The 13,195-nt window shown below is 60.7% G+C and carries 11 protein-coding genes; 9 read left to right on the forward strand and 2 right to left on the reverse strand.

What is annotated here, in order from left to right:
• The first annotated feature begins 23 nt into the window (after positions 1-23).
• From ppc to NL116_RS06185, 6 genes are all read left to right on the forward strand, one after another.
• Positions 24-2,654 carry a phosphoenolpyruvate carboxylase gene (gene ppc, locus NL116_RS06160; RefSeq protein WP_494378009.1) on the forward strand — a complete coding sequence of 877 codons (2,631 nt, stop codon included), beginning with the start codon at positions 24-26 and terminating at the stop codon, positions 2,652-2,654.
• A gap of 288 nt (positions 2,655-2,942) precedes the next feature.
• Positions 2,943-3,590: an adenylate kinase gene (gene adk, locus NL116_RS06165; RefSeq protein ID WP_027924949.1), complete on the forward strand. Its 648-nt coding sequence runs from the start codon at positions 2,943-2,945 to the stop codon at positions 3,588-3,590.
• An 88-nt stretch (positions 3,591-3,678) separates the two neighbouring features.
• Positions 3,679-4,353 (forward strand): tRNA (adenosine(37)-N6)-threonylcarbamoyltransferase complex dimerization subunit type 1 TsaB, encoded by a 675-nt coding sequence (gene tsaB / locus NL116_RS06170; protein ID WP_494376435.1) that lies wholly within the window; start codon positions 3,679-3,681, stop codon positions 4,351-4,353.
• A gap of 185 nt (positions 4,354-4,538) precedes the next feature.
• Positions 4,539-4,844, forward strand: coding sequence for a hypothetical protein (locus NL116_RS06175; protein WP_494376436.1), 306 nt, complete (start codon positions 4,539-4,541; stop codon positions 4,842-4,844).
• Entirely contained in the window at positions 4,844-5,704 is an 861-nt protein-coding gene (locus NL116_RS06180; RefSeq protein WP_494376437.1) for a DUF72 domain-containing protein, read from the forward strand. The genes NL116_RS06175 and NL116_RS06180 overlap by 1 nt, the downstream gene beginning before the upstream one ends.
• Before the next feature lie 34 nt (positions 5,705-5,738).
• A complete protein-coding gene (locus NL116_RS06185; protein ID WP_494376438.1) occupies positions 5,739-6,560 on the forward strand; it encodes an isocitrate lyase/PEP mutase family protein in 822 nt (273 codons plus the stop codon).
• A 34-nt stretch (positions 6,561-6,594) separates the two neighbouring features.
• Here the strand turns inward: NL116_RS06185 and NL116_RS06190 are convergent, their stop codons facing one another.
• Entirely contained in the window at positions 6,595-7,215 is a 621-nt protein-coding gene (locus NL116_RS06190; RefSeq protein WP_494376439.1) for an energy transducer TonB, read from the reverse strand.
• Between the two features lie 93 nt (positions 7,216-7,308).
• On the opposite strand from NL116_RS06190, the gene NL116_RS06195 reads away from it, so the two are divergent.
• On the forward strand, positions 7,309-8,091 hold the full coding sequence (locus NL116_RS06195) for a class I SAM-dependent methyltransferase (protein WP_027924956.1): 783 nt from the start codon (positions 7,309-7,311) through the stop codon (positions 8,089-8,091).
• A gap of 118 nt (positions 8,092-8,209) precedes the next feature.
• Here NL116_RS06195 and NL116_RS06200 read toward each other — a convergent pair whose 3' ends face one another.
• The gene (locus tag NL116_RS06200) at positions 8,210-8,854 is read right to left on the reverse strand and encodes a TetR/AcrR family transcriptional regulator (RefSeq protein ID WP_494376440.1); all 645 of its coding nucleotides are present in this window, start codon (positions 8,852-8,854) and stop codon (positions 8,210-8,212) included.
• Positions 8,855-8,947: 93 nt separating this feature from the next.
• Here NL116_RS06200 and NL116_RS06205 point away from each other — a divergent pair, with 93 nt between their 5' ends.
• Together NL116_RS06205 and NL116_RS06210 are read left to right on the forward strand one after the other, a co-directional pair.
• Positions 8,948-10,048, forward strand: coding sequence for an efflux RND transporter periplasmic adaptor subunit (locus tag NL116_RS06205; RefSeq protein ID WP_494376441.1), 1,101 nt, complete (start codon positions 8,948-8,950; stop codon positions 10,046-10,048).
• A 6-nt stretch (positions 10,049-10,054) separates the two neighbouring features.
• Positions 10,055-13,120, forward strand: coding sequence for an efflux RND transporter permease subunit (locus tag NL116_RS06210; RefSeq protein WP_494376442.1), 3,066 nt, complete (start codon positions 10,055-10,057; stop codon positions 13,118-13,120).
• Positions 13,121-13,195 lie beyond the last annotated feature (75 nt).

Consider the following 13,195-nt stretch of genomic DNA (forward strand, 5'->3'; position numbering starts at 1 on the left):
GGATTATTGCTGGAGAACTGCTGATGACCGATATTGATGCACGCTTGCGCGAAGACGTTCACCTGCTGGGTGAGTTGTTGGGCAACACCATTCGTGAACAGTACGGGGACGGTTTTCTCGACAAGATCGAGCAGATCCGCAAAGGCGCCAAGGCCGACCGACGCGGTTCCATGGACGCCGAACTGAGCGCCAGCCTCAACCAATTGAGTGAAGACGAGTTGTTGCCGGTGGCGCGGGCGTTCAACCAGTTTCTCAACCTGGCCAACATCGCCGAGCAATATCAGCTGATTCACCGCCGCGAAGCGTCGCAGCCCGCGCCGTTCGAAGCGCGCGTGCTGCCGGAATTGCTCGCACGCCTGCGCGCCGAGGGCCACAGCGCCGACGCCCTGGCCCGGCAACTGGGGCGACTTGAGATCGAGCTGGTGCTGACCGCGCACCCGACCGAAGTGGCGCGCCGTACGCTGATCCAGAAGTACGACGCGATTGCCGCACAACTGGCTGTCCAAGACCACCGCGACCTGACCCCGGCTGAACACGAACAGATCCAGGCGAAATTGCAGCGCCTGATCGCCGAAGCCTGGCACACCGAAGAAATCCGCCGCACCCGCCCGACTCCTGTTGATGAAGCCAAATGGGGCTTCGCGGTGATCGAGCATTCGCTGTGGCAAGCCATCCCGAATTACCTGCGCAAGGCCGATAAAGCCCTGTTTGACGCCACCGGCCTGCGCTTGCCGTTGGAGGCTGCGCCGATTCGGTTCGCCTCGTGGATGGGGGGCGACCGCGACGGTAACCCGAATGTAACGGCTGCCGTGACCCGTGAAGTGTTGCTGCTGGCGCGCTGGATGGCCGCAGACCTGTTCGTGCGTGATGTGGATCACCTCGCCGCCGAATTGTCGATGCAGCAGGCCAGCGAGGCATTGAAAGCCAAGGCCGGGGACAGCGCCGAACCTTATCGTTCGGTATTGAAACAACTGCGCGAACGTCTGCGGGCGACGCGCAGCTGGGCGCAGGCGTCCTTGACGAGCACCACCCAGGCACCGGCCGATGTGCTGCAAAACAACCGCGACCTGCTCGATCCATTGGAGCTCTGCTACCAGTCGCTGCATGAGTGCGGTATGGGCGTGATCGCCGACGGCCCTTTGCTCGATTGCCTGCGTCGGGCGGTGACCTTCGGCCTGTTCCTGGTGCGCCTCGACGTGCGTCAGGATTCGTCGCGGCATACCGCCGCCATGACCGAAATCACTGACTACCTGGGCCTCGGTCGCTACGAAGACTGGAGCGAGGAGGCGCGCATTGCTTTCCTGATGCGCGAGCAGAACAACCGTCGACCGTTGCTGCCGGCGTATTTCAAACCTTCCGCCGACACCGCTGAAGTGCTGGCGACCTGCCGGGAAATAGCCGCTGCACCCGGCGCATCGCTGGGTTCGTATGTGATCTCCATGGCCGGTGCCGCCTCTGACGTGCTCGCGGTGCAACTGCTGCTCAAAGAGGCTGGCGTGCTGCGTCCGATGCGCGTGGTGCCGCTGTTCGAAACCCTGGCGGACCTCGACAACGCCGGTCCGGTGATCGAAAAACTGTTGCTGCTGCCGGGCTATCGTTCGCGCTTGCAAGGCCCGCAGGAAGTGATGATCGGCTACTCCGACTCGGCCAAGGATGCCGGCACGACAGCGGCGGCCTGGGCGCAATATCGGGCGCAGGAGCGCTTGGTCGACATCTGCCGCGAGCAGCAAGTGGAACTGCTGTTGTTCCACGGTCGCGGTGGCACCGTGGGGCGCGGCGGCGGTCCGGCGCACGCGGCGATTCTGTCGCAGCCGCCGGGTTCGGTTGCCGGGCGTTTCCGTACTACCGAACAAGGGGAAATGATTCGTTTCAAATTCGGACTGCCGGACATCGCCGAGCAAAACCTCAATCTGTACCTGGCCGCCGTGCTCGAAGCGACCCTCCTGCCACCGCCGCCGCCCGAGCCTGCGTGGCGGCATTTGATGGACGAATTGGCCGCCGATGGGGTCAAGGCCTATCGCGCCGTGGTGCGCGAGAATCCGCAATTCGTCGAGTATTTCCGCCAGTCGACGCCGGAGCAGGAACTGGGGCGCTTGCCGCTGGGCAGTCGCCCGGCCAAGCGTCGCGCCGGCGGAATAGAAAGCCTGCGCGCGATTCCATGGATCTTCGGCTGGACCCAGACTCGCCTGATGTTGCCGGCCTGGCTGGGCTGGGAAGCCGCGCTGAGCAAGGCGCTGGAGCGCGGCGAGGGCGAGTTGTTGGGGCAGATGCGCGAGCAATGGCCATTCTTCCGCACCCGCATCGACATGCTGGAAATGGTCCTGGCCAAAGCGGACGCGGACATCGCCCAATCCTACGATGAGCGACTGGTCGAGCCAGATTTGCTTCCTTTAGGTGTGCATTTACGCGACCTATTGTCGCAGGCGTGCGCTGTGGTTCTTGGGTTGACGGGTCAGTCACAGCTGCTGGCACATAGCCCAGACACCCTTGAATTCATCCGTTTGCGCAATACCTACCTGGACCCGCTTCATCTATTGCAGGCGGAATTGCTGGCTCGTTCGCGGCAACAGGATGTGGCACAAGGCAGCCCGGTAGAACAGGCGTTGCTGGTGTCTGTGGCGGGGATTGCCGCCGGTTTGCGAAATACCGGCTAAGGTTTTTGCCGTGGGGCGAGGCGCTCGGCGCGGACGTCGGGCGCCTGTTGGCGAGGGCCGGAAAAGGTCAGTCAGGCGACAGTTAATGATGGGGTTGCGACTTGGGGCACTCCATCAAAAGGTCATGTCAGGCAGCGGTTTCTCCGACTTTCGGCGGCTTGTGTGCGTAGGATCTGCTGTGTATCTTGATCAGCCTTTGGCCGTTTGGGCGGCCACGACCCTATTTTTGAGATTGGCCCCACGAGGCGAATCTGACGTTATCCATATAAAAAATTGAGGAGCACATCGATGCGCGTCATTCTGCTGGGAGCTCCCGGGGCCGGTAAAGGTACTCAGGCTAAGTTCATCACCGAGAAATTCGGCATTCCGCAAATCTCCACTGGCGACATGTTGCGTGCAGCCGTCAAGGCCGGCACCGAACTGGGCCTGATCGCCAAGAGCGTCATGGACAGCGGCGGTCTGGTCTCCGATGACCTGATCATCAACCTGGTCAAGGAACGTATCAGCCAGGCCGATTGTGCCAACGGTTTCCTGTTCGACGGTTTCCCGCGCACCATTCCTCAGGCTGAAGCCCTGGTGAAGGCCGGCGTCGAGCTGGACCATGTACTGGAAATCGACGTCAAAGACGAAGACATCGTCCAGCGCATCGCCGGTCGTCGTGTGCACGAGGCCAGCGGCCGCGTATACCACATCGTCTACAACCCGCCGAAAATTGCCGGTAAAGACGACATCACCGGTGACGAGTTGGTACAGCGCAAGGACGACACCGAAGAAACCGTGCGTCATCGCCTGTCGGTCTACCACGCGCAGACCGAGCCTCTGGTGAAGTTCTACCAAGAGTTGTCCGCCGCTCAAGGCAAACCGAAGTACAGCCACGTCGAAGGTGTTGGCTCGGTTGAAGCGATCACCGGCAAAGTACTTGAAGCACTGAGCTAAAAAAAACGCTTCATCTTCTACGGCCCGCTTGCGGGCCGTAGTTGTTTATACTGGCGCACTTTTTCTGACCTCTCTTACGGAAACATCGATGAGCACCTTGCTGGCCCTGGACACCGCGACTGAAGCTTGCTCCGTTGCCTTGCTGCATGACGGCAAAGTCACGAGCCATTACGAGGTGATCCCGCGCCTGCATGCGCAGAAGCTGTTGCCGATGATCCAGCAATTGCTCGCCGACGCCGGGACCACGCTGCAAGCGGTCGATGCCATCGCGTTTGGCCGTGGGCCGGGCGCGTTTACCGGTGTGCGGATCGCCATCGGTGTGGTGCAAGGTTTGGCGTTTGCGCTGGATCGCCCGGTGTTGCCGGTGTCGAACCTGGCCGTGCTGGCGCAACGCGCGTATCGCGAGCACGGTGTGAGTCAAGTGGCGGCCGCCATCGATGCGCGGATGGATGAAGTGTATTGGGGCTGCTACCGCGAAACGGCCGGGGAAATGCGCCTGGTGGGCAATGAAGCAGTGTTGCCGCCGGAAGGGGTGGCGTTGCCAGCGGATGCCAGCGGCGACTGGTTTGGTGCGGGCACGGGTTGGGGGTACACCGAGCGCATTGCCGTCAGCCTGACCGGGCAGGACGCGGGCATGTTGCCGCATGCCGAAGACCTGCTGACGCTGGCGCGGTTTGCCTGGGCGCGAGGTGAGGCGATTGTGGCGGATGAGGCTCAGCCGGTTTATCTGCGCGATAAAGTGGCGACGCCTAAAGCGCGCTGATCCGCCTGGTATTTGTGGTGACGGACAAGCTCCTTCGCCACAAGGTCTTCCAGTTCTGCCAATCGTCGATTTATACCCCCCGCTTTTAAACCTTTTGCCGATTCTGTGTTCTAGTTATCACCAAGCGGTTTGCGAAGTGGTCTGTGCGCCACTAAACTGCCATCATTGATACCGGACATGTACTCATGCGTATAGACGGCGTTTCCTCTCAGTCCTACCCCATCAAGCGCAAGCCTCGCAAAGGCCCTGTGGCGGAAGATGATTACGTCGATATCGACGGTGAACTGGAAATTCCGTCCGAAGAGCAAATGGCTGCCCGGGCCGCCAAAGCCTCTGCGCAACGCCTGAGCAATCTGCCTGCGCGTCAACAAGACATGATCTACCACCGCGCCATGAGCAAAAGCGTGGCCACGGCACTCGCCAGCTACCTGAGCACGGCCACTTTTGTCGATTGGGATACGGATGTGATGGGTCTCGACCTGTACATCTGATGCGACTGCCTTACTTCCTCGGCTGCCCGTCCTGGAGTGAAAACGCCTGGCGCGATTACCTCTATCCGCCAGACGCGAAATCCTCCGAATTTCTGAATCTCTATACCCAAGTCTTCAACGCCGTAGAAGGCAATACGACCTTCTATGCGAGCCCGGCTGCGACCACTGTCGAGCGCTGGGCCGAGGCCATGCCCGAACACTTTCGTTTCACCGCCAAGTTCCCCGGTGACATCAGCCACGGCGGTGACTTGCGTGAACAACTGACCGCCGCCGAAACCTTCGTGTCATTGCTCAGCCCCTTGGGTGAGCGGGTGTCGTCGTTGTGGCTGCAATTGTCGAAAAGCTTCACGCCGCAGCGATTGCCCGAACTGACCGCGTTCATTGACGCGCTGGAGCGACCGCTGGCCGTCGAAGTGCGCCACGATGCGTTCTTTGCCAAGGGTGATGCCGAGCGCAGGCTCAATCGCCTGCTGCTGGATCGTGGGGTCGAGCGCATCTGCCTTGATCCGCGTGCGCTGTTCAGTTGCACGTCGACCGATCCTTCGGTGCTTCATGCCCAATCGAAAAAGCCCAAAGTGCCGCCCCGCCCGGCCGCGTTCACCCAGTTCCCGCAGGTGCGTTTCATCGGCCATCCCCAACTGGAAGCCAACGATCCGTTTCTGCTGCCATGGGTCGAGAAAATCGCTGCGTGGATCGAAGAGGGGCGCTCGCCCTACATCTTCCTGCACACCGCCGATAACGTGCTCGCCGCCAGACTGGCGCAACGTTTTCACGCACAACTGATGCTGCGATTGCCTGGCCTGCCGCCGCTGCCTGAGCTATACAGAGAACCCGCAGCGGAGCAACTTGGCTTGCTCTGAGGCGGATTCGTTTCCCTTCTCAGGAGCCTGCCCAATGGATGCGCAAACCCTTCGAGCCCTGGCGTTCAAAGCGCTGCACGAACGCGACGGGGCCTTTGTCATTCCCAACCCGTGGGACGCCGGCTCGGCGAAGATGCTCGCCAGCCTCGGTTTCGAGGCGCTGGCAACCACCAGTGCCGGTTACGCCTTTTCCAATGCACGCCCTGATGGCGCGTTGACCCTCGACGATACGCTGGCGAATGTACGGGCGATTGTCGCGGCCACTGATCTGCCGGTGGCGGTGGATCTGGAAAACGGTTTTGCCGACGACCCCGTGGAATGCGCCCAGAGCATTTTGCGCGCGGCCGAGGCCGGTGCGGTCGGCGGTTCTATCGAAGATGCCACGGGCCGTGAAGCGGCGCCGATCTACTGCTTCGAACATGCCGTGGCGCGGGTTGAAGCGGCAGTGGCGGCCGCGCGGAGCCTGCCGTTCCCCTTCATGCTGACTGCGCGCGCAGAGAATTTTTTGCATGGCAACCCCGATCTCGCTGACACCATTCGCCGCTTGCAGGCGTTCGCCGAGGCGGGTGCCGACGTGCTCTATGCGCCGGGGCTGCGCAGCGCTGAAGACGTGTTGGCGGTCGTCCGTGCGGTCGCGCCCAAACCGGTCAATATATTGATGTCTGGCGGGCTCAAGTTGACGGTCGAGCAATTGAGCGAAATGGGCGTCAAGCGCATCAGCGTTGGATCGGCGCTGGCCCTGGCGGCGTATGGCGAGTTTTTCCGTGCAGCTGAAGAGATCAAGACCTCGGGCACGTTCGGGTTTACCTCGCGATCCATGCCGTATGCGAAGGCTAACCAACTGTTCAAAGTTTGAGGCAGCGGTTTTGCTGAGAGCCTGTTATTGAAGGTCAGGCGGCGATGCGCAGGTTTTGCAGAACGATCGGGCGAGCCCAGCCGTTATCGAAATCGAGTTGTTTCTGTTGCTCCACCAGCTCTTCCGCGGAGAACGGCGGGAACGGTTTGTCCAGCAGGTCCATTTCGAACTCGGCGATGGGCAGGTGCAGCGGACGCGGTTGTGGCGCCGGCCCGGCTTCTGGCACGGGTTGGCCGGCGGTGAGCACGATTGGGCGAACCCAGCCGCTTTCGAAATCCTGTTGTTTTTGCTGAGTGACGATTTCTTCCGGCGGGAACGGTGGAGCCGGTTTGTCGGCCAGGTCCATTTCAAACTCGGCAATCGGCAAAAACAGCGGCTCCGGCGGGCGGACCACGGTTTCGGTCACGTTGCATTCGCGCTGGGAGACGATGTGCGCCAGCAGCTCACTGCCGACGGTAGGTTCGACCGGGCTGTCGAGATCGACCGGTGGAAACTTGAGCGACTCAGGAACCCCATCACCCGGCTGATCGGCCAGCGCCCGGGCAAAAAAATCTTGCCACAGGTGACTGACACCGCCCAACGCCTGGGTGTTTCGCAGGTTGTAATCGCCGTAGGGCGAGATAAAACCTGTGATTGTGGGTTGAAAGTCTGACATTTCTCTCGGTCGACGCTCAGCTCTGGCAAAATGCCCGTTAGTTTTGTTATCGGCCGTTTTTGCCGATCATTAATTTTTTGAGCGTGTTTTCCGATGATTGATCAACCGGCGGTTTGCCGCATCCATGTCGAGGCCTTGGGCACGACCTTTCAGCCCCAGGCCGAGCAATGGGCCGAGCGCCTGGGCTTGCCGTTGCAAGTGGATGATGGCGAGTTTGCCTTGCAGGTCGGCGAGCAGGGTTTGCAACTGCAACAGCTCGGGGCGGATGCACCGGGGCCGGTGCGGGTGGACTTCGTCGAAGGCGGGGCAGCGCATCGCCGATTGTTCGGTGGCGGCACGGGGCAAATGATCGCCAAGGCCGTTGGCATCGCGCAGGGCGTGCGTCCGCGTGTTCTGGATGCCACGGCGGGGTTGGGCAAGGATGCGTTCGTGCTGGCGAGCCTGGGCTGCGAGATGAGCCTGATCGAACGTCAGCCGCTGATCGGCGCTTTGCTGGAGGATGGCCTGGCACGCGGCGCGGAAGATTTCGACGTGGCCCCGATCGTGGCGCGCATGCGCTTGCTCAAGGGCAATTCGATTGAGGTGATGCGCAATTGGGAAGGTGAGCCGCCGCAGGTGATCTACCTTGACCCGATGTTTCCCCATCGCGAGAAAACCGCGTTGGTGAAGAAGGAAATGCGCTTGTTCCGGCCATTGGTGGGCGATGACCCGGATGCGCCGGCGTTGCTCGAGGCGGCATTGGCGTTGGCCAGCCACCGGGTGGTGGTCAAGCGGCCGCGCAAGGCGCCGTGTATTGCCGGGCCAAAGCCGAGTCATGCACTGGACGGAAAATCCAGCCGGTATGACATTTATCCGAAGAAAGCGCTCAAACCCTGACACCGCGTCGCCCCATCGCGAGCAAGCCCGCTCCCACACTGGATCTGAGCGACACCCGAGACCCCCTGTGGGAGCGGGCTTGCTCGCGAAGGGGCCAGAATTGGCAACCCCAAACCTATCAGGTTGTCTCTGGTCGATACGCCCGCATAAACAACCCCACCACTTCCTGCACATGCTCCTCGGCCGCCACCCCGGTCACCGGTCCGCCGCAGCCATACAGCAACCGAAAATTGCCTCCACCCTTGAGCAAACAGAAGAAATGTTCAGCCGCATTACGCGGTTTATCAATGCTCAGCACGCCGCTCTGATCAACCTGAGTCAGCAACCGCTCCATGCCATCCAGCATGCGTTGCGGCCCGGCTTCGAAAAAGATCAGCGAGAGTTTCGGATCCTGGCTGCCGAGGGTGATCATCAGGCGGTGCAGGTTCACTGATTCGTCGCTGTTGATCAGCTGATGAAAACCGTGCGCAATGTTCAGCAGCACCGTTTCCACCGCAACCCCGTCCGCGAGTTCGAAAAACAGTGGTGGCAGTTGCTCTTCGCACTTGGCGACCACGGCGGCGGAGAACAGCGTCTCCTTGTCGTTGAAGTGGCTGTAGACCGTCAACTTGGATACGCCAGCCTCAGCCGCCACGGCGTCCATGCTGGTGTTCGCGTAACCGTTGCTCACGAACAGGATTTTCGCTGCATCGAGGATGGCCTGGCGCTTGGCCAGATCCTTGGGGCGGCCCGGACCGCTGGGTGCTGAAAGATTGTTCGCCATATTTCGCTTTAATACTGGACTGGTGAGTTTGCTATTAATACCATACTGCTCAGTATAATTATTCCAAGCACTATTAGCGAAAGGTCGTTCACCATGTTCCGCTATGCCTTGTCCCTCGCGTTGCCAGCTGGTCTGGCGTTTTTATTGACGGCGTGCGGTCACGAAGAGGCGCCGCAAGTGACTATTCGTCCGGCCATGGTGGTTCAGCCAGAGCCTTCGGCGCAGGCCATGGAAAGCTATCCCGGTGAAGTCCGGGCGCGTTACGAGCCGGACCTGGCGTTCCGCATTGGCGGTAAAGTCAGCCGACGACTGGTCGAGGAAGGGCAGCGTGTCAAGGCTGACCAGCCGCTGGCAGAGCTCGATCCACAGGACGTACGCCTGCAACTGGAAGCCACCCGCGCCCAGGTCGCCGCCGCCGAGGCCAATCTCAGCCTGGTGCGTGCCGAGCGGGATCGCTACAAGACCTTGATGGACCGTCAGATGGTCAGCCATTCGCAGTACGACAATGCGGAAAACCTTTACCGCTCGGGTGAAGCCCGCCTCAAGCAAATCAAAGCCGAATTCAATGTCTCGACCAATCAGGCGAGCTACGCGGTACTGCGCGCGCCTCAGGATGGCGTGGTGGCCAAGCGTGCCGTGGAAGTGGGGCAAGTGGTGGCCGCCGGGCAAACCGTTTTCACCCTCGCCACCGATGGCGAACGTGAAGTGTTGATCAGCCTGCCAGAACAGAGTTTCGGCCGCTTCAAGGTGGGTCAGCCAGTGTCGGTAGAACTCTGGACCCAACCGGATCAACGCTTCGCCGGCCGCATCCGCGAACTGTCGCCCGCCGCCGATCCAAAATCGCGCACTTTCGCCGCCCGCATCGCATTCACCGCTGGCAAAGTCGCGGCGGAGCTCGGCCAAAGCGCCCGGGTATTCATCCAGACGGCAGAGACCATTGCGCTGTCGGTGCCGTTATCGGCGGTCACCGCAGAAAACGGTGCGACCTACGTGTGGGTGCTCGGCGCCAACAATACCCTGAAAAAAGCCCCGGTGCGGGTCGGTCCGTTCGGCGAGAAAACCGTGTCGGTGCTCGAAGGGCTGAACGCCAGCGACTGGGTGGTGGCCGCTGGTGTCCATGTGCTGCACGACGGGCAACAAGTGCGTCCGGTGGATCGCTCCAACCGCGTGGTCAATCTGGCGGACAAGGAGTAATTCCCGATGGGTTTCAATCTTTCCGAATGGGCGTTACGCAACCGCCAGATCGTACTGTTCCTGATGCTCTTGCTGGCCGTCGTTGGCGCACTTTCCTACACCAAGCTCGGCCAAAGTGAAGACCCGCCGTTTACCTTCAAGGCCATGGTGGTTCGTACGAACTGGCCGGGAGCCACGGCTCAAGAAGTGTCACGCCAGGTCACCGAACGCATCGAGAAAAAACTGATGGAAACCGGCGAGTACGAGCGCATCGTCTCGTTCTCCCGTCCGGGTGAGTCCCAAGTGACCTTTATCGCTCGCGATGCCATGCACTCGCAGGACATTCCCGAGCTCTGGTATCAGGTCCGCAAGAAGATCAGCGACATCCGCTACACCTTGCCGCCGGGGATTCAGGGGCCGTTTTTCAACGATGAATTCGGCACTACTTTCGGCAACATCTACGCCCTGACCGGCGACGGATTTGATTACGCCGTGTTGAAGGATTACGCCGACCGCATTCAGATCCAGCTGCAACGGGTCAAGGATGTGGGCAAGGTCGACTTGCTTGGGCTGCAGGACGAGAAGATCTGGATCGAGCTGTCCAACGTCAAACTCGCCACCCTTGGCTTGCCATTGGCCGCCGTGCAGCAAGCGCTTGAAGAACAGAACGCGGTGTCGACGGCGGGGTTTTTTGAAACCACCAGTGAGCGATTGCAGCTACGGGTATCGGGGAATTTTCAGACGGTCGATGAGATCAAGAACTTCCCGATCCGCGTCGGCGATCGCACGTTTCGCATTTCCGATGTAGCTGATGTCCGCCGTGGTTTCAACGATCCTCCTGCACCGCGCATGCGCTTCATGGCCGAAAACGCTATTGGTCTGGCCGTGGCGATGAAGGACGGCGGCGACATTCTGGTGTTGGGCAAGGCGCTGGAAATCGAGTTCGATCGCATCCAGAACAACCTTCCCGCCGGGATGCAGTTGCGCAAGGTCTCAGACCAGCCAGCGGCGGTGAAAACCGGGGTCGGTGAGTTCATTCAGGTGCTCGTGGAAGCCCTGGCGATTGTGTTGCTGGTGAGCTTCTTCTCCCTCGGCGTGCGCACCGGCATGGTCGTAGCGCTGGCGATCCCGCTGGTGCTGGCGATGACCTTTGCCTGCATGTATTACCTGGGCATCGGCCTGCACAAGATTTCCCTCGGCGCATTGGTACTGGCGCTGGGATTGCTGGTAGATGACGCGATCATCGCCGTGGAAATGATGGCGATTAAAATGGAGCAAGGCTTCGACCGTATCAAGGCCGCCAGTTATGCCTGGACCAGCACGGCGTTCCCGATGCTCACCGGTACGCTGATCACCGCCGCCGGTTTCCTGCCGATCGCCACTGCGCAATCGAGCACCGGCGAATACACCCGCTCGATCTTCCAGGTGGTGACCATCGCGCTGCTGGCCTCATGGGTGGCTGCCGTGGTTTTTGTACCGTACCTGGGGGAAAAGCTCCTGCCGGATCTGGCGAAAATTCATGCGGCGAAACACGGCACGGATCAGCCTGACCCTTACGGCACGCCTTTCTATGAGCGGGTCAGGCGTCTGGTGGAATGGTGCGTACGGCGACGCAAAACGGTGATCGTGCTGACGATCATGATGTTTGTTGCCTCGGTCATGCTGTTCCGTTTCGTGCCGCAACAATTCTTCCCGGCCTCGGGGCGGCTGGAGCTGATGATCGATTTGAAACTGGCCGAAGGCGCCTCCCTGAGCAACACCGCCGACGAGGTCAAACGCCTGGAAGCCTTGCTGAAGGACCGCGCCGGTATCGACAACTACGTGGCCTACGTTGGCACCGGTTCGCCGCGTTTCTACCTGCCACTGGATCAACAATTGCCGGCGGCAAGCTTCGCGCAGGTGGTGGTGCTGGCCAAGACCATTGAGGACCGTGAAAGCCTGCGCACCTGGCTGATCGAAACCCTCAACGAACAATTCCCGGCTCTGCGTGGGCGCGTCACGCGTCTTGAAAACGGGCCGCCCGTGGGCTATCCGGTGCAGTTCCGGGTCACTGGTGAGCACATCGACGAGGTCCGCGCGCTGGCACGTAAAGTGGCGGCCAAGGTTCGCGAGAATCCGCACGTGGCCAACGTCCACCTGGACTGGGAAGAACCGAGCAAAGTCGTGTACCTGAACGTCGATCAGGACCGCGCACGAGCGCTGGGCGTGAGCACGGCGAACCTGTCGAAATCCCTGCAAAGTTCCTTGACCGGTTCCAGCGTCAGCCAGTACCGCGAAGACAACGAGTTGATCGAAATCCTGCTGCGCGGCACCCTGCACGAACGCACCGAACTGTCGTTGCTGCCGAGCCTGGCGATACCGACCGACAATGGCCGAAGCGTTGCACTGTCGCAGATCGCGACGCTGGAATACGGCTTCGAAGAAGGCATCATCTGGCACCGTAATCGCCTGCCGAACGTCACCGTTCGTGCCGACATTTACGGCAAGGAACAACCCGCCACGCTGGTGAAGCAGATCATGCCGACGCTTGATCCGATTCGCGCCGAATTGCCTGACGGCTACTTGCTGGACGTCGGCGGCACGGTCGAGGATTCCGCTCGTGGCCAGAATTCGGTGAAGGCCGGCGTGCCGCTGTTCATCGTGGTGGTGTTGACGTTGCTGATGCTGCAACTGCGCAGCTTCTCGCGCACGGTGATGGTGTTCCTCACCGCGCCGCTGGGGCTGATCGGCGTGACCTTGTTCCTGTTGGTGTTCCGGCAGCCGTTCGGTTTTGTCGCGATGCTGGGGACCATCGCGCTGTCCGGGATGATCATGCGTAACTCGGTAATTCTGGTGGACCAGATCGAGCAAGACATCGCGTCAGGCCTCAAGCCCTGGCAGGCGATCATTGAGGCAACGGTGCGTCGCTTCCGCCCGATTGTGTTGACTGCACTCGCGGCGGTACTGGCGATGATTCCGTTGTCACGTAGTGTGTTCTTCGGGCCGATGGCGGTGGCGATCATGGGCGGGCTGATTGTGGCGACGGCGTTGACGTTGCTGTTTTTGCCGGCGTTGTATGCGGCGTGGTTCAGGGTCAAGAAAGAGCCGGTCTGACTTCCTACATGTATTTCAGAAACCTCTGATATTGAGTCAGGGGGATCTGAATGCTGTACTCGCGACTCAGTTTTA

The sequence above is a fragment of the Pseudomonas sp. FBCC-B1667 genome, assembly GCF_059133255.1.